Source organism: Agromyces sp. NPDC127015 (genome assembly GCF_042725165.1).
Taxonomy (GTDB): domain Bacteria; phylum Actinomycetota; class Actinomycetes; order Actinomycetales; family Microbacteriaceae; genus Agromyces; species Agromyces chromiiresistens.
In genome coordinates, this window is the sequence record NZ_JBHXDI010000001.1 from 670,481 (window position 1) to 691,851 (window position 21,371).

The 21,371-nt window shown below is 70.5% G+C and carries 19 protein-coding genes; 14 read left to right on the forward strand and 5 right to left on the reverse strand.

Translation table 11 applies throughout. From position 1 onward, the window contains the following. Positions 1-39 precede the first annotated feature (39 nt). The 3 genes from ACFWGP_RS03140 (at position 40) to ACFWGP_RS03150 (ending at position 1,799) form a co-directional block, all read left to right on the forward strand. Entirely contained in the window at positions 40-453 is a 414-nt protein-coding gene (locus ACFWGP_RS03140; RefSeq protein ID WP_231432343.1) for an FHA domain-containing protein, read from the forward strand. Continuing rightward, positions 453-1,142: a MerR family transcriptional regulator gene (locus ACFWGP_RS03145; protein ID WP_231431220.1), complete on the forward strand. Its 690-nt coding sequence runs from the start codon at positions 453-455 to the stop codon at positions 1,140-1,142. The genes ACFWGP_RS03140 and ACFWGP_RS03145 overlap by 1 nt, the downstream gene beginning before the upstream one ends. A gap of 111 nt (positions 1,143-1,253) precedes the next feature. Further along, positions 1,254-1,799: a MerR family transcriptional regulator gene (locus ACFWGP_RS03150; protein WP_304504451.1), complete on the forward strand. Its 546-nt coding sequence runs from the start codon at positions 1,254-1,256 to the stop codon at positions 1,797-1,799. Between the two features lie 81 nt (positions 1,800-1,880). Here ACFWGP_RS03150 and ACFWGP_RS03155 read toward each other — a convergent pair whose 3' ends face one another. After that, entirely contained in the window at positions 1,881-2,714 is an 834-nt protein-coding gene (locus tag ACFWGP_RS03155) for a ParA family protein (RefSeq protein ID WP_231431219.1), read from the reverse strand. A 75-nt stretch (positions 2,715-2,789) separates the two neighbouring features. Here ACFWGP_RS03155 and ACFWGP_RS03160 point away from each other — a divergent pair, with 75 nt between their 5' ends. The 3 genes from ACFWGP_RS03160 to def are packed head-to-tail and all read left to right on the forward strand — an operon-like array spanning position 2,790 to position 8,116. Further along, on the forward strand, positions 2,790-6,194 hold the full coding sequence (locus ACFWGP_RS03160; RefSeq protein WP_231431218.1) for a pyruvate carboxylase: 3,405 nt from the start codon (positions 2,790-2,792) through the stop codon (positions 6,192-6,194). A gap of 37 nt (positions 6,195-6,231) precedes the next feature. Further along, entirely contained in the window at positions 6,232-7,614 is a 1,383-nt protein-coding gene (locus ACFWGP_RS03165) for a MinD/ParA family protein (protein WP_376930105.1), read from the forward strand. Between the two features lie 10 nt (positions 7,615-7,624). Then, the gene (gene def, locus ACFWGP_RS03170; RefSeq protein ID WP_231431217.1) at positions 7,625-8,116 is read left to right on the forward strand and encodes a peptide deformylase; all 492 of its coding nucleotides are present in this window, start codon (positions 7,625-7,627) and stop codon (positions 8,114-8,116) included. 107 nt (positions 8,117-8,223) lie between these two features. Here the strand turns inward: def and ACFWGP_RS03175 are convergent, their stop codons facing one another. After that, a complete protein-coding gene (locus ACFWGP_RS03175) occupies positions 8,224-10,056 on the reverse strand; it encodes an AMP-dependent synthetase/ligase (RefSeq protein WP_376930106.1) in 1,833 nt (610 codons plus the stop codon). Positions 10,057-10,204: 148 nt separating this feature from the next. Between ACFWGP_RS03175 and ACFWGP_RS03180 the strand changes: the two genes are divergently transcribed. From ACFWGP_RS03180 to ACFWGP_RS03190, 3 genes are all read left to right on the forward strand, one after another. Next, positions 10,205-11,155: an ROK family glucokinase gene (locus ACFWGP_RS03180; protein ID WP_231431215.1), complete on the forward strand. Its 951-nt coding sequence runs from the start codon at positions 10,205-10,207 to the stop codon at positions 11,153-11,155. 50 nt (positions 11,156-11,205) lie between these two features. Further along, positions 11,206-11,895, forward strand: a complete 690-nt coding sequence (locus ACFWGP_RS03185) for a 1-acyl-sn-glycerol-3-phosphate acyltransferase (protein ID WP_231431214.1) — start codon at positions 11,206-11,208, stop codon at positions 11,893-11,895. A 79-nt stretch (positions 11,896-11,974) separates the two neighbouring features. Continuing rightward, complete coding sequence (locus ACFWGP_RS03190) at positions 11,975-13,345, forward strand: class II 3-deoxy-7-phosphoheptulonate synthase (protein ID WP_374201123.1); 1,371 nt, start codon at positions 11,975-11,977, stop codon at positions 13,343-13,345. 159 nt (positions 13,346-13,504) lie between these two features. On the opposite strand, the gene pknB is transcribed toward ACFWGP_RS03190, so the two are convergent. After that, on the reverse strand, positions 13,505-15,424 hold the full coding sequence (pknB, locus tag ACFWGP_RS03195; protein ID WP_376930107.1) for a Stk1 family PASTA domain-containing Ser/Thr kinase: 1,920 nt from the start codon (positions 15,422-15,424) through the stop codon (positions 13,505-13,507). Positions 15,425-15,532: 108 nt separating this feature from the next. Next, positions 15,533-16,768, reverse strand: coding sequence for a LysM peptidoglycan-binding domain-containing protein (locus tag ACFWGP_RS03200; RefSeq protein WP_376930108.1), 1,236 nt, complete (start codon positions 16,766-16,768; stop codon positions 15,533-15,535). 240 nt (positions 16,769-17,008) lie between these two features. On the opposite strand from ACFWGP_RS03200, the gene ACFWGP_RS03205 reads away from it, so the two are divergent. After that, complete coding sequence (locus tag ACFWGP_RS03205; RefSeq protein ID WP_231431211.1) at positions 17,009-17,347, forward strand: Rv2175c family DNA-binding protein; 339 nt, start codon at positions 17,009-17,011, stop codon at positions 17,345-17,347. Positions 17,348-17,353: 6 nt separating this feature from the next. Here the strand turns inward: ACFWGP_RS03205 and ACFWGP_RS03210 are convergent, their stop codons facing one another. Beyond that, positions 17,354-18,466, reverse strand: coding sequence for a polyprenyl synthetase family protein (locus ACFWGP_RS03210; protein WP_376930109.1), 1,113 nt, complete (start codon positions 18,464-18,466; stop codon positions 17,354-17,356). 74 nt (positions 18,467-18,540) lie between these two features. On the opposite strand from ACFWGP_RS03210, the gene ACFWGP_RS03215 reads away from it, so the two are divergent. The 4 genes from ACFWGP_RS03215 to ACFWGP_RS03230 all read left to right on the forward strand — a co-directional run bounded on the left by ACFWGP_RS03215 (position 18,541) and on the right by ACFWGP_RS03230 (position 21,341). Next, positions 18,541-18,924: a DUF3040 domain-containing protein gene (locus tag ACFWGP_RS03215; RefSeq protein WP_231431209.1), complete on the forward strand. Its 384-nt coding sequence runs from the start codon at positions 18,541-18,543 to the stop codon at positions 18,922-18,924. Between the two features lie 298 nt (positions 18,925-19,222). Beyond that, positions 19,223-19,654, forward strand: a complete 432-nt coding sequence (gene mraZ / locus ACFWGP_RS03220) for a division/cell wall cluster transcriptional repressor MraZ (protein ID WP_275505891.1) — start codon at positions 19,223-19,225, stop codon at positions 19,652-19,654. A gap of 104 nt (positions 19,655-19,758) precedes the next feature. Next, entirely contained in the window at positions 19,759-20,712 is a 954-nt protein-coding gene (gene rsmH / locus ACFWGP_RS03225) for a 16S rRNA (cytosine(1402)-N(4))-methyltransferase RsmH (protein WP_231431207.1), read from the forward strand. Next, positions 20,709-21,341 (forward strand): hypothetical protein, encoded by a 633-nt coding sequence (locus tag ACFWGP_RS03230; RefSeq protein WP_231431206.1) that lies wholly within the window; start codon positions 20,709-20,711, stop codon positions 21,339-21,341. The genes rsmH and ACFWGP_RS03230 overlap by 4 nt, the downstream gene beginning before the upstream one ends. The last annotated feature ends 30 nt before the right edge of the window (positions 21,342-21,371 follow it).

Below are 21,371 nucleotides of genomic sequence, written 5' to 3' on the forward strand. Positions count from 1 at the left end.
TCGTCGCAGCCGGTGGCCGACAACGCCGTCGACTCGACGATGGGGTTCAGCCGTGAAGCGGCGGCCCAGCTCGGCGCGGTCGACGCCGACATCTCGGCTGAGGAGCACGAGGCCATTGCGGCGCTGCCGTCGGGCTCGGCGCTGCTCGTCGTGCGGCGCGGCCCGAACACGGGTGCGAGGTTCCTGCTCGACACCGATGTCACGGTCGTGGGGCGTCATCCCGACGCCGACATCTTCCTCGACGACGTCACGGTGTCGCGCAAGCACGCCGAGTTCGTGCGGCATCGCACCGCGTTCGAAGTCAAGGACCTGAGTTCGCTGAACGGCACCTACTTCGACGGCGTGCGCATCGAGACGGCGCTGCTGTCCGACGGCGCCGAGGTGCAGATCGGCAAGTTCCGCCTCACCTTCTACGCCTCCCGGCGCGACCTGGCTCCGGTCGCGAGCGAGTAGTGGCCGGCACCGCGGCGTCGAGGCACGCGAGCGACCAGGCGCCACTGCTCGGCATCGGCCAGGTGCTCGCGCGACTCCAGCCCGAGTTCCCCGAGCTGACGCCGTCGAAGCTGCGGTTCCTCGAAGAGCAGCGCCTCGTGTCACCGGCGCGAACGGCGGCCGGGTACCGCAAGTTCTCGTCCGCCGACGTCGAGCGCATCACCGTCGTGCTGTCCATGCAGCGCGACCACTATCTCCCGCTCAAGGTCATTCGCGCGCACCTCGAGGCGATCGACGCCGGTGAGACGCCGGCACTCCCCGGTGCCGCGAGCGCTTCCGGATTCCTCGCCGCGAAGCGCATGAACCGGGCCGAGCTGATCACCGCGGCCGGTGCGAGTGCGGCGCTCCTCGACGACGCGGTCTCGGCGTCGGTGCTTCCGGCGGCAGAGCACTACGCCGAGGATTCGCTCGGTGTGCTGCGCGCCCTCGTCGCGCTGCGCGAGGTCGGAATCGAGCCCCGTCACCTGCGCGGCGTGCGTGCCGCGGCCGAGCGCGAGGCGGCGCTCGTCGAGCGTGCGCTCGCGCCGTCCCGCCGGGCCGACGCCGCGGGCAAGGCCCGCGCCGGCGAGCGGGGGCGCGAACTCGCGACCGCGCTCGAGACGGTTCATTCGAGCATCCTGCGGGCGTCGCTCGAACGCCTGTCCAGATGATCGCGCGACACGCCGTGACGATCGGCCCGATATGTTTGGCGCGGACCCCTCGCCTCGGTAGCGTGGAACTCGCGTCGCCGAGGTGGCGGAGCAGAAGTGAGGGGCGAATCGATGAGTGAGACCGTGCGCTCGCGTTACGACCTCGGCCTGCTGTTCACCGACGGGATGCCCGAGTACGAGGACGGCACCGGTTATCGCGGTGCGATCGCCGCCCGGGCCGCCGGAATCAGCTACCGCCAGCTCGACTACTGGGCGCGCACGCAGCTCGTCGAGCCGACCGTACGAGGGGCGGCGGGTTCCGGCTCGCAGCGGCTCTACGGCTTCCGCGACATCCTCGTCCTGAAGCTCGTGAAGCGCCTGCTCGACACGGGCATCTCGCTGCAGCAGATCCGAACCGCGGTCACGCAGTTGCGCGAGGCCGGCGTCGAAGACCTCGCGCAGACGACGCTCATGAGCGACGGCGCGAGCGTCTACCTCTGCACCTCCGACGACGAGGTCATCGATCTCGTGAACCGCGGACAGGGCGTCTTCGGCATCGCCGTCGGCAAGGTGCTCCGCGAGGTCGAGTCGACGCTCGTCGAGCTCGACACGCAGCCGTCCGATCCGATGGACGAGCTCGCGGCGCGCCGCGGCGCGAAGTCGCGCAAGATCTCCTGAGGCCATCGCCCGGCCGGGCGATGTCACACGGCGTCATACTCGGGGCCCGCTCGGCGGGTGCCGCGACAAGTCGTCGAGCGGTCAGATCGCGTGCGACTCGACGGCGAGCTGATCGTCGGCGTCGTCGGCGATCCGGGCCGTGCGCAGCACTCGGTCGAGCAGCTGGTCGAAGTTCGCCGACATCTCCTCCGCGCTTTCGCCCGGCCACATGTGCAGCGGCTTCGCGGCGCCCTGCGCCTGCTGCAGCGAGGTGCGCTCGGGCAGCTGCGGGCTCAGCACGAGCGGGCCGAACATGTCCCGCAGCTCCTTGATGCGGAACTGGTGCTCGAGCGACTGCACGCGAGCGCGGTTGACGATGATGCCGAGCGGCTGCAGCCGGGGGGAGAGACCGCGGCGGATCTCCTCGATGGCGCGCAGCGCACGGTCGGCGGCCGCGACCGAGAAGAGGCCGGGCTCGGTGACGACGGCGACGCGGTCGCTCGCGGCCCAGGCGGTGCGGGTGAGGGCGTTGAGCGAGGGGGCGCAGTCGATGAGCACGAGCTCGTAGTCGGCCTCGACGTTGGCGAGCGCCTCCTCGAGCTTCCAGATGTCGCGGATCGACGGGTGCGGCCCGTCGAAGTTGATCGCAGACGGGCTGCCGATCATGACGTCGATGGTCGATTGGGGGTTCTGACGCGCCCAGCCGCTCGGCGCGATCGCCGAGCGGACGATCTTCTCCTTCGGAGACGCGAGCACGTCGGCGACGTTCAGGTGACCGGCGACTTGGATGTCCATGCCGGTCGAAACATCGGACTGGGGATCGAGGTCGACGACGAGGGTACGGACGCCGCGAGCGAAGGCCGCCGACGCCAGTCCGAGCGTGACAGTGGTCTTGCCGACGCCGCCTTTCAGGGAGCTGACGGAGAGAACGTGCACGAACAGATACGTTACCTTTAGTGCTCGGGCGATACCTAAACGTTCGCTGTGCGGATTCCGTTCGGAAAGGCTTGCATGTTCACGAAGATCCTGGTTGCCAATCGCGGTGAGATCGCCATCCGTGCGTTCCGCGCCGCCGTCGAACTCGGTGCGAAGACGGTCGCGGTGTATCCGTTCGAAGACCGCAACTCGCTGCACCGGCTGAAGGCCGACGAGGCGTACCAGATCGGCGAACCCGGGCACCCGGTTCGCGCCTACCTCGACGTGTCGGAGATCATCCGCGTCGCGAGGGAGTCGGGCGCCGACGCGATCTACCCGGGCTACGGCTTCCTGTCCGAGAACCCCGAGCTCGCCCAGGCCGCGGCCGAGGCCGGCATCGCCTTCATCGGCCCGCCGAAGCACGTGCTCGAGATGGCCGGCAACAAGGTCACGGCGAAGGAGCACGCGATCGCCGCCGGCGTCCCGGTGTTGAAGTCGACGCCGCCCTCGCGCGACATCGAGACGCTCGTCGGCCAGGCCGACGAGATCGGCTTCCCCATCTTCGCGAAGGCCGTCGCGGGCGGTGGCGGTCGCGGTATGCGCCGGGTCGACTCGAAAGACGACCTGCGCGCCGCGCTCGAAGAGGCGATGCGCGAGGCCGACAGCGCCTTCGGCGACCCCACCATGTTCCTCGAGCAGGCCGTGCTTCGTCCCCGTCACATCGAGGTGCAGGTGCTCGCAGACTCGACGGGCGAGACGGTGCACCTCTTCGAGCGCGACTGCTCGGTGCAGCGCCGCCACCAGAAGGTCATCGAGATCGCCCCCGCGCCGAATCTCTCCGACGACGTCCGCCAGTCGCTCTACCGCGACGCGATCGCGTTCGCGAGGTCGATCGGCTATGTCAACGCCGGCACCGTCGAGTTCCTGCTCGACACCGCGGGCGAGCGGGCCGGGCAGCACGTCTTCATCGAGATGAACCCGCGCATCCAGGTCGAGCACACCGTGACCGAGGAGGTCACCGACGTCGACCTCGTCGTCTCGCAGATGCGCATCGCGGCGGGGGAGACCCTCGCCGAGCTGGGCCTCGAGCAGGGAGCGATCAGGCTCCGCGGCGCCGCGCTCCAGTGCCGCATCACCACGGAAGACCCGACGGCCGGCTTCCGCCCCGACACCGGGAAGATCACCACCTACCGCTCGCCCGGCGGCGCCGGCATCCGCCTCGACGGCGGCACCATCAACCCGGGCGCACAGATCAGCCCGCACTTCGACTCGATGCTCGCCAAGCTCACCTGCCGAGGCCGCGACTACACCGCCGCCGTCGCGCGTGCGAAGCGTGCACTGGCCGAGTTCCGCATCCGCGGCGTCTCCACGAACATCCCGTTCCTCCAGGCGGTGCTCGAAGACCCGGCGTTCGTGGCCGGCGACCTCAGCACGTCGTTCATCGACGAGCGCCCCCAGCTGCTGCGCGGGCGCGTCTCGAAGGACCGCGGCACGAAGATCCTCAACTGGCTCGCCGACGTCACGGTCAACCAGCCGAACGGCCCCGCGCCGATCAGCGTGAGCCCGGTCGAGAAGCTCCCCGAGATCGACCTCTCGCAGCCCGCACCCGACGGCTCGCGCCAGCGGCTGCTCGAGCTGGGGCCGGCGGGCTTCGCGGCCGCGCTCCGCGCGCAGACGCCGCTCGCGGTCACCGAGACCACCTTCCGCGACGCCCACCAGTCGCTGCTCGCGACGCGGGTTCGCACGAAGGACCTCGTCGCGGTCGCGCCGTACGTCGCCCGGCTCACCCCCGAGCTCCTGTCGGTCGAGGCCTGGGGCGGCGCGACCTACGACGTCGCCCTCCGCTTCCTCGGCGAGGACCCGTGGGAGCGCCTCGCCGCCCTGCGGGAGGCGCTGCCGAACATCAACATCCAGATGCTGCTCCGCGGTCGCAACACGGTCGGCTACACCCCGTACCCGACCGAGGTCACCGACGCGTTCGTGCGCGAGGCCGCCGCGACCGGTGTCGACATCTTCCGCATCTTCGATGCGCTGAACGACGTCTCGCAGATGCGGCCGGCGATCGACGCCGTCCTCGAGACGGGTCACAGCCTCGCCGAGGTCGCGCTCTGCTACACGGGCGACCTGCTCGACCCGAGCGAAGACCTCTACACGCTCGACTACTACCTCCGGCTCGCCGACGACATCGTCGGCGCGGGTGCGCACGTGCTCGCGATCAAGGACATGGCGGGACTGCTCCGTCCGTCGGCCGCGGCGAAGCTCGTCAGCGCCCTGCGCGAGCGCTTCGACGTCCCCGTGCACCTGCACACGCACGACACCGCCGGCGGCCAGCTCGCGACGCTCCTCGCCGCAAGCGCCGCCGGCGTCGACGCGGTCGACGTGGCCAGCGCGCCGATGGCGGGCACCACGAGCCAGCCCTCCGCCTCGTCGCTCGTCGCGGCACTCGCGCACACCGAGCGCGACACGGGCATCTCGCTCGACGCCGTGAGCGACCTCGAGCCGTACTGGGAGGCGGTCCGCCGCCTGTACAAGCCGTTCGAGTCGGGCCTGCCCGGCCCCACCGGCCGCGTCTACCACCACGAGATCCCGGGCGGCCAGCTGTCGAACCTCCGCCAGCAGGCGATCGCCCTCGGCCTCGCCGATGACTTCGAGCTCATCGAGGACATGTACGCGGCCGCCGACAAGATCCTCGGCCGGGTGCCGAAGGTCACTCCCTCGTCGAAGGTGGTCGGCGATCTCGCGCTGCACCTCGCCGCGGTCAAGGCCGACCCCGCCGACTTCGCCGTGAATCCCGACAAGTACGACGTGCCCGACTCGGTCATCGGCTTCATGGCGGGCGAACTCGGCGACCTGCCCGGCGGCTGGCCCGAGCCGTTCCGCACGAAGGTGCTCGCCGGGCGCGACATCCGCATCGGCGTGACCGAGCTCACGGCCGACCAGCGCGCCGCGCTCGAAGCCGACAGCACCACGCGTCGCGCGACCCTGAACGCCCTGCTCTTCCCGGCGCCGACCCGCCAGTTCGAGCAGATCCGCGAGCTCTTCGGCGACCTCTCGGTCGTCGACACCGCCGACTACCTGTACGGCCTGCGTGCCGGCTCCGAGCACGTGGTCGAGATCGCGAAGGGCGTCCGGCTCTACGCGGGGCTCGAAGCGATCGGCGAGGCCGACGACAAGGGCATGCGCACCGTCATGACGATCCTCAACGGCCAGCTCCGCCCCGTGTTCGTCCGCGACCGCAGCATCACCGTCGAGACGCGAACGGCCGAGAAGGCGGATGCCTCGCAGCCGGGTCAGATCGCCGCGCCGTTCTCCGGCGTGGTGACGCTTCAGGTGGAGCCGGGCGCCGAGATCGCCGCGGGTCAGAGCGTCGCGTCGATCGAGGCCATGAAGATGGAGGCGGCCATCACCTCGCCGATCGCGGGCGTCGTGGAGCGCGTCGCCGTGCCCAAGACCCAGCAGGTGGAGGCGGGTGATCTGCTCGTCGTCGTGCGCGCACGCTAGGCTTGGCGTGGATTGGCACTGATGAGGAGGGGTATCGGTGGCTGACGAGACGCATGATCCGGGTCCGGTTGGCCGACGTGGCGTCGGTGTACGCACCGGCCCCGTCGACCGCATCCCGGTGTCGGGGTCGACCGGTGCGCACGCCGCGCGCCCCGATCTCGACCTGAGGGTCGACCTGCCGCCGGCGCCGGTGCACGAGGTGCCCGAAGACGAGGTCGCGGTGGCGATCGACGACGTGTCGGTGAATCCTGGCGCCATCGCGTCGGCCGACACCGGCACCCGGTCCGTCCCGATCCTCGCGACCGGCCTCCCGGCCGGGCGAGGCGCCGTGCACCGCGAGGCGTCGCCGTACAGCGCGCTGCTCGCCGCCGATGCGACGAAGCGCGCGCGAGACACCGAGCTCGACCGCATCGCGCCCGCGAGTGGCGACGTCGCGATGGCCGAGAGTCCCGAGCCGGGCGCGCCGACCGAGGTTCCCGAGACGCCCGACTCGCTGACACCCGATCGCCTGATCGACGTGAACCGCACCACCCGGCCCGCGCCCGAAGGCGGACTCAATCGGTTCCTGTACGAGGCATCCCTGCACCTCGTGAATCTCGGCGACTCCGCCAAGGTCCGCGCGCACAAGGCGATGAACCAGCGCATCCAGAAGCGCTTCGAGGGCGGCGCGCGGTTCGTGCCCGTGCTCACCCGCAAGGGCGGTGTCGGCAAGACGACCATCACCGCGCTCCTCGGCATGGCCCTCGCCGACGCCCGTGACGACCGCGTCATCGCGATCGACGCGAACCCCGACCGCGGCACGCTCGCCGAGCGGGTCGACCGCCAGACCCGCGAGACGGTGCGCGACGTGGTCGCGAAGGCCTCGTCGATCGGTGGGTACACCGACTTCTCGAGATTCGTCTCGCGCGACGAGACCCGTCTCGACATCCTCGCATCGGACACCGATCCGACCCTCTCCGAGGCGTTCGACGACAACGACTACAACGTGGTCGCCGGGCTCGCAGCCCGGTACTACTCGATCGTCCTGACCGACTGCGGCACGGGCATCGTGCACTCGGTGATGCGGGCGACGCTGCAGCGCGCCGACTCGATCGTCATCGTCTCCGGCGGCAGCGTCGACGAGGCGCGGCTCGCCTCCGAGACGCTCACCTGGCTCGAGGCGAACGGCTACGGCGAACTCGTCCGCAACGCGGTCGTCGCGATCAACCTCGCCACGCAGGGCACCCACCTCGTCAAGGTCGACGAGATCGAGGCTCATTTCCAGTCGCGTGTGCGCGAGATCGTGCGCATTCCGTACGACCCCCAGCTCGCGGCCGGCTCGGTCGTGAACTGGCACCAGTTGCGCCCCGTCACCCGCGATGCGGCGCGCGAACTCGCCGCCCTCGTGGTGGAAGGCCTGCCCGCCGACCGCGGGCACTGATCGGAGAACATTGCCAGAGCGTCCCATCCGCCTGTTCGGCGACCCCGTCCTCAAGACCGTCTCAGCCCCCGTCGAACAGGTCGACGATCGCGTGCGCGCGCTCGTCGCCGACCTCGTCGACAGCGTGAAGCTGCCCGGGCGGGCCGGCGTCGCGGCATCCCAGATCGGCGTGAACCTGCGCGCCTTCAGCTACAACGTCGACGGCGAGGTCGGGTACATCCTGAATCCCGAGATCGTCGAGGTGTCGGGTGAGAAGGAGCTCATCGACGAGGGATGCCTCTCGGTGCCCGGACTCTGGCACAAGACGCCTCGCCACCCCTACGCGAAGGTGCGCGGCATCGACCTCGACGGCAACGAGCTCGTGCTCGAGGGCACCGGTCTCATGGCGCAGGCGCTGCAGCACGAGACCGATCACCTCGACGGACTGCTCTACCTCGACCGGCTCGAGAACGACGAGCGTCGCGCGGCGATGAAGGAGATCCGCGAGTCCGACTGGTTCTGACGATCGACGTCGCGCCGAGGCATCCGTCGTGGGGCCTCGTGCCGGTCGGCCCGAACACGACGAAGCGCCCCGCGGAGGTTCCGCGGGGCGCTTCGTCGTAGGTCGCGTCAGCTGACGATCGAGTGGCCCTCGGTCGCGGGTGCGCCCGAGTACATCGCCTCGATGTGCGGGGCGAAGTCCTCGAGGATGATGTTGCGCTTGATGCTGAGCTTCGGCGTCAGGTGCCCGCTCTCCTCGGTCAGCTCGGTGGTGAGGATCGTGAACTTGCGGATCGACTCGGCGCGCGAGACGTTCTCGTTCGCGGCGTCGATCGCGCGCTGCACCTCGGCGAGCACGGCCGGGTTCGTCGAGGCCTCCTCGAGCGACATGCCGGCGTCCTCGCCGTTGTTGTTGAGCCAGACGGGCAGCATCTCGGGGTCGAGCGTGACGAGGGCGGCGATGAACGGCTTCTTGTCGCCGACGACGACGACCTGGCCCACGAGCGGGTTCGCACGGATCGGATCCTCGAGGCCGGCCGGGGCCACGTTCTTGCCGCCTGCGGTGACGATGATCTCCTTCTTGCGGCCCGTGATGGTGAGGAATCCCTCGGTGTCGAACGCGCCGATGTCACCCGTCTTGAACCAGCCGTCCTCGAACGCCTCCGCGGTCGCCTCGGGGTTCTTCCAGTACTCCTTGAAGACGTCCACGCCCTTGACCTGGATCTCGCCGTCGTCGGCGAGGCGCACCGAGATGCCGGGCAGCGCCGGCCCGACGGTGCCGATCTTCGACTTCGTGGGGAGGTTGACGGTCGCGGGCGCCGTGGTCTCGGTGAGGCCGTAGCCCTCGAGGATCGTGATGCCGAGCGCGTGGTAGAAGTGGCCGAGTCGGGGGCCGAGCGGCGCGGAGCCCGACACGGCGTACTTGACGTTGCCGCCCATCGCCGCGCGCAGCTTGGAGAACACGAGCGCGTCGAACAGCTTGAACTTGAGCTTCAGGCCGAGCGGCACCGAGCCCTGTTCCTTCGCCGTCGAGTAGGCGACCGCGACGTCGGCGGCCGTGCGGAAGATCTTGCCCTTGCCGCCGGCCTCGGCCTTCTGCTCGGAGACGTTGTAGACCTTCTCGAACACGCGTGGCACGGCGAGGAGGAAGGTCGGCTTGAAGCTGCCGAGCGAGGGGAGGAGCTGTCGCGTGTCGGGCTGGTGGCCGACGCGCACGCCCGCGTGCACGCACAGCACCGCGATGAAGCGCGCGAACACGTGCGCGAGCGTGATGAACAGTAGCGTCGACGCGCCGTTCGGGTCGAGCACGACCTCATCGAGTGCGACGGCCGAGTTGCGCGAGAGTTCGACGAAGTTCGAGTGGGTGAGCACGCAGCCCTTGGGCTTGCCGGTCGAGCCCGACGTGTAGATGAGGGTCGCGATGTCGTCGCCGTTCGCGAGCTTGCGGCGGCGCTCGATCTCATCGTCGGGAACCTCGGTTCCGCCCGCGGCGATCTTGTCGAGGTCGCCGAGGTCGATCTGCCAGTTCTTGCGGATGAGCGGCAGGTCGGGGTGCACCTCGTCGAAGCGGGCGAAGTGGTCGGGCGTCTCGAGGATGACGGCGATCGCGCCCGAGTCGCTCAGGTTCCAGCGGACCTGCGCGGGAGAGCTCGTCTCGTAGACGGGAACCAGCACCGCGCCGGCGAACCAGACGGCGAAGTCGATGAGCGTCCACTCGTAGCGCGTCTTGCACATGAGGCCGATCTTGTCGCCGGGCTCGATGCCGGCGGCCACGAAGCCCTTGGCGAGTGCGATGACCTGGTCGTAGAACTCGCGCGTCGTCACCGGGCTCCAGCCGCCGTCGGCGGTGGGCCGGGAGAACAGCACCGAATCGGGCGTCGCCGCGAGGCGGTCGACGAGCAGGTCGGTGGTGTTCGCCGTAGGGTCGGGCGCGACCACGGCGGGCGTGGAGAATTCGATCACGGTAGCTCCTTCGGTACCGAGTGGATCGCGCCCGGCTCGGGTACCTGCGCGACCTCGGCTTTGGGGTCTACTACACTCTAGTCGTTGCGCGCGCGGCCCCGTTCCGGCGCGACCCCAGCCCCGTCCCCCTCTGAAAGGCGGCGTCAGCGTGCACGCGATCGGTATCGACATCGGTGGAACGAAGATCGCCGGCGCAGTCGTCGACGAGCTCGGCGCGATCGTGCGCAGCGATCGGGTGCCGACCCCCGCCGGTGACGCGCCGGCGCTCGAACGTGCCGTCGTCGAGATGATCGCCGGCCTCCGCGGCTCCGACGACATCGAGGCCGTCGGCGTCGCCGCGGCGGGCTTCGTCGACGCGGCGCAGTCGACCCTCTACTACGCCCCGAACATCGACTGGCGCAACGAGCCGTTGCGCGAGAAGCTCGAGGCGCAGGTCGGCGGCACCGTCGTCGTCGACAACGACGCGAACGCCGCCGGGTGGGCTGAGTTCCGCTTCGGCGCCGGCCGGCTCGTGAGCGACATGGTGATGCTCACGATCGGTACGGGCGTCGGCGGCGCGATCGTCGCGAACGACCGCCTCTTCCGAGGCGGGTTCGGCGCGGGCGCCGAGCTCGGTCACCTCCGGGTCGTGCCCGACGGCCTCGCGTGCGGGTGCGGCCAGCGCGGCTGCATCGAGCAGTACGGTTCGGGGCGGGCCCTCCTGCGCATGGCGGGCGAGATCGCCGACGCGGGCGGTATCGGCCAGTCGCTGGCACGGGCGCGCGCCGAGCACGGCGCACTCGACGGCACGATCGTCGGCGGGCTCATCGAAGCGGGCGACCCGGGCGCCATCGCCGCCCTCCGCCAGCTCGGCCACTGGCTCGGAGCGGCGTCCGCGAGTCTCTCCGCGGTGCTCGATCCGCAGCGATTCGTGTTCGGCGGAGGCGTCGCGGTCGCCGGCGAGCTGCTGCTCGAGCCCATCCGCGAGGCGTATCTCGAGCACCTGCCCGCTCGCGGCTACCACCCCGAGCCCGACTTCGTCATCGCCGAGCTCGTGAACGACGCCGGCGTCGTCGGCGCTGCCGACCTCGCCCGCGTGTGGGTCGCCGAACACTCCTGAGCCACCCGGCGTTAAGCTGAGTCGATGTCTCACGGGAAGGGAGCCGCGCGGTGTTCTACTGGATCATGAAGCACCTCGTGGTCGGGCCGATCCTGCTCTCGATCTTCCGGCCGTGGGTCGTCGGGCTCGAGAACGTGCCGAAGGAGGGTGCCGTGGTGCTCGCCTCGAACCACCTCTCGTTCATCGACTCGATCTTCCTGCCGCTCGTCGTCGACCGCCCCGTCGTGTTCCTCGCGAAGAGCGAGTACTTCACCGGCAAGGGGCTCAAGGGCTGGGCGACGCGCATGTTCTTCCAGGCCGCGGGGCAGCTGCCGATCGACCGTTCGGGCGGCAAGGCGTCCGAGGCATCCCTGAACACCGGCCTCCGGGTACTGGCAGAGGGCAGCATCCTCGGCATCTACCCCGAGGGCACTCGCAGCCCCGACGGCAAGCTCTACCGGGGGCGCACGGGCGTCGCCCGCATGGTCCTCGAGTCGGGCGCACCGGTCGTCCCGGTCGCGATGATCGGCACCGAGCACGTCATGCCGATCGGCACCCGACTGCCGCGCGTGCGCCGGATCGGCATCATCGTCGGCGAGCCGATCGACTTCTCCCGGTTCGAGGGTCTGGAGGGCGATCGCTTCGTGTTGCGTTCCGTGACGGACGAGCTCGTGTACGCCCTGCGCGGCCTGAGCGGGCAGGAGTACGTCGACGTGTACGCCTCCAGCGTGAAGGAGCAGCGGGCCTCGCAATCGCGGTAGGCTCGGAGGGCGGCGGCGCGACGTGCGTCGCCGTTCCGCTTTCCGGCGCCGTGGCGCCCGCACCCTCCAGGACAGCCCAGTGGTACAGCTCGTCGAGCCCATCGTCAACGCAGATCCCTCCGTGATCGCGGGGCTCGACTATTGGCGCGACCTGCCGATCAAGCAGCAGCCCACCTGGCCCGACGCGGAGGCCGCCCGCGCCGCCTCGGCCGAGCTCGCCACGCTGCCGCCGCTGGTCTTCGCGGGCGAGGTCGACACGATGCGCGAACGGCTCGCGGCCGCGTCGCGCGGCGAGGCGTTCCTGCTGCAGGGCGGCGACTGCGCCGAGACCTTCGCGGGCGCGACCGCCGACCAGATCCGCAACCGGGTGAAGACCGTGCTGCAGATGGCCGTGGTGCTCACCTACGGCGCCTCGATGCCCGTCGTCAAGATGGGTCGCATGGCGGGCCAGTTCGCGAAGCCCCGCTCGAGCGACACCGAGACCCGCGGCGACGTCACGCTGCCCGCCTACCGGGGTGACGTCGTCAACGGCTACGACTTCACGCCAGAGTCGCGCACGGCCGATCCGAACCGACTCATCCGCGGCTACCACACGGCGGCGTCGACGCTGAACCTCATCCGCGCGTTCACGCAGGGCGGTTTCGCCGACCTGCGCCAGGTGCACTCGTGGAACCAGGGCTTCGCGCAGAACCCGGCGAACTCGCGGTACGAATCGATGGCCCGCGAGATCGATCGCGCCGTGAAGTTCATGGACGCCTGCGGCGCCGACTTCGAGGCGCTCAAGCACACCGAGTTCTACACGGGCCACGAGGGCCTGCTCATGGACTACGAGCGCCCGATGACCCGCATCGACTCGCGCACGGGCACCCCGTACGTCACGAGCGGGCACTTCATCTGGATCGGCGAGCGCACCCGTGAGCTCGACGGCGCCCACGTCGACTTCCTCTCGCGCGTGCGCAACCCGATCGGCGTGAAGCTCGGTCCGACGACGACGCCCGAGACGATGCTCGAGCTTGTCGAGAAGCTCGACCCGAACCGCGAGCCGGGCCGGCTCACCTTCATCACGCGCATGGGCGCCGGCAAGATCCGCGAGGCACTGCCGCCACTGCTCGAGGCGATCAAGGCGAGCGACGCGAACCCGCTGTGGGTCACCGACCCGATGCACGGCAACGGCATCACGACGCCCACCGGTTACAAGACCCGCCGTTTCGACGACGTGGTCGACGAGGTGAAGGGCTTCTTCGAGGCGCACCGTGCCGCTGGCACGCACCCCGGCGGCATCCACGTCGAGCTCACCGGCGACGATGTCACCGAGTGCCTCGGCGGTTCGGAGCACATCGACGAGGCGACCCTCGCGACCCGCTACGAGTCGCTCTGCGACCCGCGGCTCAACCACATGCAGTCGCTCGAGCTCGCGTTCCTCGTGGCCGAGGAGCTCGCGTCGCGCTGAGCGGTCGCAGCAGAACGGCGCACGCCCCACGGGGCGTGCGCCGTTCTCGTCCATCCCGGCGCGGAGATCCGGCATCTCGCGGTCGCGGTGCGCGGGGCTACGCGCGGTCGAGGCGTCGCGGATGCCGCGGCACTTGCGCGGCCGGCGGGGCCGCCGGGCTCAGAAGCCCTGGAAGTTCACCGTGACGGTCGAGCCGCGTTTCGCGTTCTGGCCCGCTTCGGGCGTCACCTTGGAGACGACGAAGGCATCGGGAGCGATGTCGGCGAGCACGTTGTAGTCGAGCGCGAATCCGGCGTCGGTCAGCAGCTGCTTCGCCTCGGTCCAGTTCTTTCCGACGATGTCGGGCACAGCGACGAGGTCCTGGCCCTTCGAGACGGTGAGCTCGACGGTCGAACCGGGGCGCATGGGGTCGTCGAGCCAGTCGGCGGTGACGACGCTGTCCTTCGCGACCGTGTCGGAGAAGACCGGCTCCTTGTACTTCACCACGAGCCCGGCGTCCTTGAGCTTCGCCTCCGCCTCCGCGGCGGGGGTGCCCTCGACGGGCGGCACGGCGCCGACCGACACGACGAGGGTGACGTCGCCGCGCTCGGGGTACGGCGACGGAAGCGGTGCCCCTTCGGCATCCAGCGCGGCGATGACGGAGCCGTTCTCGATCTCGGCGGAGAACTGCTTCACCGGGTCGAGCAGCGTGAACGCGGCGAGCTGGGACCGCGCCTCATCGAGGGGGACACCCACCACATCGGGCACGTCGAGCATCTGCGGCCCCTCGGACACGTAGAGCGTGACCGTCGAACCTCGGCGGGCGCTCTCGCCGCCAGCGGGGTCGGTGCCGGCGACCTGCCCCTTCGGGATCTCGGGGTCGGTGCGCGTCGCCGGATCGACGATGAAGCCGGCATCCTCGAGGGCTGCCGTGGCCTCCTCGGGCGACATCTTCGTGCTCACCGTCGGCACGCTCGCGTACGCGCCGGGGCCCGCGCCGAAATACCAGCCGGTGCCGCCCGCGAGTCCGGCGAGCAGCAGCACGAGGGCGAGGATCCAGTACCCGCGGCGCTTGCGGTGGGCGGCGCTCGCGGCGAGCACCGAGGCGTCGTCGTCGGGCTCGTCGTCGGACGGCGGCACCGCCGTGACGACCGGTGCCGCGCCGAGCACGCTGGTCTCCGCGGTCGGTACCGCGGCAGCGGCCATGCCCGACGGCAGCACCATCGTCGCCTGCGTCGTGATCGGCAGGTGCGATGCGCGCAGCTCGGGTTCGGCCTCGCGCAGCCGGTCGAGCAGCTCGCGTGCGTCGCGTGGGCGCTCCTCGGGGTCGCGACGGGTCGCCCAGAGCACGAGCTCGTCGAGCGATGCCGGAACGGCGGGGTTGCGCGAGCTCGGCGCGGGCACCTCGTCATTCGCGTGCTGGTAGGCGATCTGCATCGGCGCCTCGCCGACGTACGGCTGCTCGCCGGTGAGCATCTCGTACATCATGATGCCGACCGCGTAGATGTCGCTGCGGGCGTCGGCGACGCCGCGGGTGACGAGTTCGGGGGAGAGGTAGGCGATGGTGCCGAGCAGGGCCTGACCGGTCGCCGTGTTCGCGCTCGCGGCGCGCGCGAGGCCGAAGTCGCCGAGCTTGATGCGGCCGTCGTCGGCGAGCAGCACGTTCTCGGGCTTGAGGTCGCGGTGCACGATGCCCGCCTTGTGCGCGGCGGCGAGACCCGACAGCACCGCGTCCATGATGTCGACGGTCTGCTCGGGGGTGAGCTTCTTGTAGTCCTTGAGCAGGTCGCGCAGCGTGATGCCGGGCAGGTACTCCATGACGAGGTACGCCATGTCGGCGTCCTGGCCCTGGTCGAAGACGTTCACGACGTTGGGGTGGGCGAGCCGAGCCGCCGAACGCGCCTCCTGCACGAAACGCGTCTTGAACGTGTTGTCGTCGGCCAGGTGCCCGTGCATGATCTTGATCGCGACGCGTCGCTCGAGTCGGAGATCGGTCGCCAGGTAGACGGTCGCCATGCCGCCGCGGGCGATGCGCGAGCGCACCTGATAGCGGCCGTCGATCAGACGGTCGATCATCGGGTCCGCGGGCGCTGTGCTCACCGTTCGAGTCTACGAAAGGGCATATGCCGCAGGCCGAACAAACGCCGCCGACGCGCCGATCGCAATCCCATCGTGATCCTCAGGCGCCCTGCGCAGGTGACGGCCGGCTCAGCCGAGTTCGTCCACCCAGGCGCGAGCCTGCGCCTCCCACTTCGCATAGTGATCGGGATGCGCACTGTGCTGCACCGCCTGTGCGGCCTCGGCGAGCGGCATCGATTCCCATCCGGGAATGTCGAGGAGACCGGGCGCGCGCCCCACGTTGGGCCCGGTCGGTCCGCCGTAGAAGGCGGCGGCCGCACGATGGGCGTCGAGCACCTGCTCGGAGGTGCCCCAACCCTGGCTCGGCCGCTGTTGGAAGAGCCCTTGGGAGTCGCGGTCGCCGTGGCGGACGTTCTTCAGGCCGGACTCCTGCGCCGCCGCCGCGAGGGCGATGACGATGGCGCGGTCCGGCACGCCGAGCTCGCGGCCGACGTCGACGATGAGCTGGGCGTTCGCGCGCATCTCGTCGGTGAGCACGACGCTGACCGACGCGACCGTCGTCACCGGGACGGGGCGGGGGATCACCAGGCGCTGGCCGAGGCGGATGGTCGCCCGCTCGTCGAGGCCGTTCGCCTCGACGAGCGCGTCGACGCCGACGTGCTCGCGGGCGGCGATGTCCCACACGGTGTCGCCGTCGACGACGACGTGCACGTCGGCGGACGGCATCGCCTCGCCCTCCTCGGGTGGCACGGGCTCGGTCCCCGCCGCCGCGTCCGGTTCCGGCCCGGGCGACGGCGCCGCTCCCGGCGGCAGCACGACCTGCTCACCGGGGAAGATGAGCGACTGGCGGCCGAGTCCGTTCACGCGGAGCAGCTCTTCGAGGCCGACGCCGTATCGCGAGGCGATGCCGCTCATGGTGTCGCCCGCCGCCACGGTGTGCTTGGCGATCCCCTCGCGGCTGCTCGGAGTCGTCGAGGCCCGGCCGCCGGGCAGCGCCAGTCGTTGTCCGGGGAAGATGAGGCTCGACCAGCCGAGCCCGTTGTGCGCGAGTACCTCCGCGGTCGAGAGTCCGTAGCGCTCCGCGATGCCGCTGACGGTGTCGCCGGCGGCAACCACGATCTCTCGCGGCACCTCCGCTGTCGCGACGACGGGCGCTCGTGTCGCGCCCGCAGCAGGCGCCTTCGCCTTGGGCGACCGCTTGACGGGCTGCGGCGCCGCGTCGGCGGGCTGGGCGATGCCGAGGGTGACCGCGACGGCGCTCGCGACGGCGAGCGGAACGGTGAGCAGCCCCCGGATGCCTCGTGATCGCCCGCGACCGGACGGCCGGTCGTCGCGTCCGGCGGCGTCGTCGACGTCGTACGCCATGGTTCCCCCTTCGCCGGCCTGGTGCACCCGACTCCCGTCACGGTCGCACAGGGGCAGAGGCGAGTCAAACACCTCGCCGCGCGTCCGAGAACTCGGCTCGAGGGCCGGGGCTCGTGCTGCGTTTCCGGTGGTGCGGAAGCTCGCCGCGCGTCCGCCGACTCGCGGCTGCCGCCTGCGTTCCCGGACTCGGTGCGCGGTTCCGGCTTCCGCGTTCGCCCCCCGTCATGGCAGTCTTGCTTCGTGACCGATGCCGCCGAGACCACCTGGCTGACCGTTCCCGAACTCGTCGAACTCCTCGGGCAGAGCCCGTCGCGCATCCGGCGCCTCATCGATGACCGGCACCTCTTGGCCGCCCGTCGCGACGGCGTGCTCAAGGTGCCGTCGGTCTTCCTGCGCGACGATGCACCCCTGCCCGAGATCCACGGCACGGCCGTGCTGCTCTCCGACGTCGGGTTCAGTGACGCCGAGGCGCTCGAGTGGTTGCTCGCGGAGGAGGACAGCCTGGGAACGACCCCGATCGACGCGCTGCGCGCCGGCCGGAAGGCGGAGGTGCGTCGGATCGCCCAGGCGCTCCTCTGAGGCGCGTCAGCTCGATCGCCGGGTCACCGTCCGCACGAGTGCGCCGAGCTCCGAACGCGCAGCCTGGCTGAGCGGGGCCTGTTCGAGCGCGGCGACCGCTCGCGCGGCGTGATCCGAGATCATCGACTCGAGCTCGTCGACGGCCCCGCATTCCGCGATCGTCCGCTGGAGCATGCGGATCTGGTCGGCGTCGAGATCGGGGTCGCCGAGGAGTTCGTCGAGCAGCCGGCGCTGTCCGGCCGAGAGTCGCTCCCGCGCGATCGCGACGAGCATGGTCCGCTTGCCCTCGCGCAGGTCGTCGCCACTCGGCTTGCCGGTGACCTCGGGGTCGCCGTAGACGCCGAGCAGGTCGTCGCGCAACTGGTAGGCGATGCCGAGCGGCAGGCCGAACTCGCGGAGCGCGGCCGACTGGGCGCCATCGGCCCCGGCGATCGCCCCGCCGATGACGAGCGGGGCCTCGATGCTGTACTTCGCCGACTTGTACACGATGATGCGCTCGGCACGCAGCCGCTGCTCGTCGTCGGGCTGCGCCACCCAGGCGCGCTCCTCGAGGATGTCGAGGTACTGGCCGGCCGTCACCTCCGTGCGCATCCGCATGAACTCGGTGCGCGCTGCTCGGGCGGCCGCACGATCGGGCAGGGCGTCGAGCCCCGCGTCGAGGAGTTCGTCGCTCCAGCCGAGCAGCAGGTCGCCGAGCAGGATCGCGGCGTCGATGCCGAACGCGTCGGCCTCGCCCGCCCAGCCCGACTCGGCGTGCAGCGTCTCGAAGAGGCGATGCGCCGAGGGGGCGCCGCGACGGGTGTCGGACTTGTCGATGATGTCGTCGTGCACGAGCGCCGCAGCGTGGAACAGCTCGAGGGCGGCGGCCGCGGAGACCACCGGTGCGAGATCGACCTCGTCGTCGGCGTCGAACGGATCGAATCCGCGCCCGTGCACGGCCTCCCACCCCCAGTAGCAGAACAGGGCGCGGAAGCGCTTGCCACCGCTGAGAAATCGCCGTGAGAAGAGGTCGAGCGGGTCGAGGTCGGGACTGATCGAACGGAGAATTGAGGTACGTTCGGCGAGGAAGTCCTCGATGCGTTCGTGAACCAGATCGACCAGCCGGGAACTGTGAGCCACCCGCCTAGCCTACCGAGGCGACGCGGGGCTAGAATGGACTCGGATGCGTCGATCCCGAGCCTGAGGGGAATGAGATGCCGCTTTCAGAGCAGGAGCAACGTCTTCTCGAGGAGATGGAGCGGAACCTCTACCGCAACGATGCCGACTTCGTGCATGCCGTCGGCGGTGTGCGCGGTCGGCGCCCGAATTACCGTGCGATCGTGCTGGGCGTCCTCCTCGCGGTCGCCGGCGTCGGTGCACTGATCGGCGGCGTCGCGTCGCAGATCCTGATCATCGGCATCGTCGGATTCGCACTGATGTTCGCGGGCGTCCTCGTCGCGATCACGCCAGGCAAGCGCGGTGCGGCGACTGCAGCTCCGACCGAGTCTCCGTCGAGCAGTGCGAAGCCGCGCTCCGGGGCGGGCTTCATGGATCGCATGAACGATCGCTGGGACCGCCGCCAGGAGGGCCGCGACTAGTCCCTCCACTTCCGACCACCTGAACGGGCCGATCTCCTGATCGGCCCGTTTTTCGTGTCTCCGGACCGGTTCGCGCCCCCGGGAGCGGGCCCGCCGACGACGCCCACGGCCCGCGACGCGCCCGTTCGCGCCATTCCAGTGCGATTTCCTCCACTCCGCTCCACCCGGCTGTATCCCCGTGTTTCCGCGGGACTTCTGTGCGACGCGCGCGAAATTCGAGCGTTTGTCGTTGATTGGTGGATGAAGGTGGAGTAAAGTGGGGTCACCTGGATCCTGGCCGGAGGAAAGGGGGTGGCGCATGTTCCTCGGGACCTACGAGCCGAAGCTCGATGAGAAGGGGCGCGTCATTCTTCCGGCCAAGTTCCGGGAGGAGCTGTCGAACGGGCTCGTGCTCACGCGCGGGCAGGAGCGCTGCATCTACGTGTTCAGCGCCCGCGAGTTCGAGAGCATGAGCGACAAGATCCGCCAAGCCCCCGTGACGAGCAAGCAGGCACGCGACTACATGCGCGTCTTCCTCTCGGGTGCCTCCGCGGAGACCCCCGACAAGCAGAACCGGGTCACCATCCCCGCCAACCTCCGCGGCTACGCGGGGCTCGACCGAGACCTCACGGTCATCGGCGCCGGCAGTCGGGTGGAGATCTGGGACCAGGCGGCGTGGCAGAGCTACCTCGCCGAGCAGGAGGCGGCCTTCGCAGAGACGGCGGAGGAGGTGATCCCCGGACTCTTCTGAATCCTCGGGTCCCGACTCCCAGCCGGCCGGGCCTGGTGCACTTCCCCGCATCAGGACGAACGGATGGGGATCAGGGCGCGAGGCCCGGAAGCAGAGGCGGAATCATGGACATCGAACGAATCCACACCCCGGTCATGCTCGAGCGCACGCTCGAGCTGCTCGCGCCGGCCCTCGAGGCCGACGGCGCGGTCATGGTCGACGCCACGCTCGGCATGGGCGGGCACACCGCCGCATTCCTCGAGCGCTTCCCGAAGCTCACGGTGATCGGGCTCGACCGCGACACCGACGCACTCGGCATCGCCCGCGAGCGGCTTGCGAAGTACGGCGACCGGGCGCGGTTCGTGCACACCGTGTACGACGGCATCGCACGCGCGGTGCGTTCGGAGGGCTTCAGCGAGGTGCACGGCGTGCTCTTCGACCTGGGTGTCTCCTCGCTCCAGCTCGATCGTGCCGAGCGCGGGTTCGCCTACTCGAAGGACGCCCCGCTCGACATGCGTATGGACTCGACGAAGGGTCGTACGGCAGCCGATGTCATCGCCGAGTCGAGTGAGGAGGAGCTGCGACGCATCTTCCTCGACTACGGCGAGGAGAAGCTCGCCGCCCGCTACGCCCGCGCGATCGTGCGGGCGCGTGCCGAGGCGCCGATCACGCGATCGGCCGAACTCGTCGCCGTGCTCCAGGCGGCGACACCCGTCGCCGTCCAGCGGCAGGGGCACCCGGCGAAACGGGTGTTCCAGGCGCTGCGCATCGAGGTGAACGAAGAGCTCTCGGTCCTCGAGCGGGCGATGCCCGCTGCACTCGACACCGTCGCGGTCGGCGGTCGCATCGTCGTGCTCGCGTACCAGTCGCTCGAGGACCGCATCGTGAAGCGCGTGCTGCAGGCGGCGTCGAGCTCGACCGCCCCTGCCGGTCTCCCGATGGAGCTGCCTGAGCACCGGCCGCAGTTCAAGCTCCTCGTCCGTGGCGCAGAGCTCGCCTCCGAAGCCGAGCAGGCGGAGAACCCGCGTGCCAAGCCGGTGCGCTTGCGTGCCGCAGAACGAGTGAGGAGGCCGTCATGAGTGCGCTGCCGGCCAACGTCCTGCCCGCCGAATCCAAGCCGGCGCCCCGGCGTGCGCCCGAGCGAGGGCGGTGGCTTCGCCCCGCACCCGAGCCGGGCCGCCGTGCGAAGCCGACGCTCGCCTACGCGATCATCGCGGTCGCGGGTGTCGCGGCGATCGTCGTCGCCCAGCTGCTGCTGTCGATCGCGATCACCCAGGGCGCCTACGACATCGACCACGCCCAGATGCAGCAGACGAAGCTCGATCGACAGGAGCAGCAGCTCCGCGAGGACCTCGACCGGGTGGAGTCGCCGCAGTATCTCGCCGCGAACGCCGAAGCGCTCGGCATGGTGCCGAACGCGAGCCCGGTGCTCCTGAAGCTCTCCGACGGTTCGGTGAGCGGCGATCCGACGCCGGCGCGCGCCGGCGCCGAGGCATCCGGGCCGCTCGTCCCGAATGCGCTCATCGACGGCGTGCCGCTCGTCACCGAGGAGCCTGCGGGGGAGACTCCGAAGAAGCAGGCGAAGGGGGGCGGCGAGCGGGCCGCCGCGGGCGCGGCGGGGGCCGCGGGCTCTGGAGGGGCGCAGACGCCCGAGGATCCCGCAGCACCGCCCGTGAGCGACGGGCTGCCGACGCCGGCGACCCACTAGCCGGAAACCGTACGACCGTGCACCACCAGA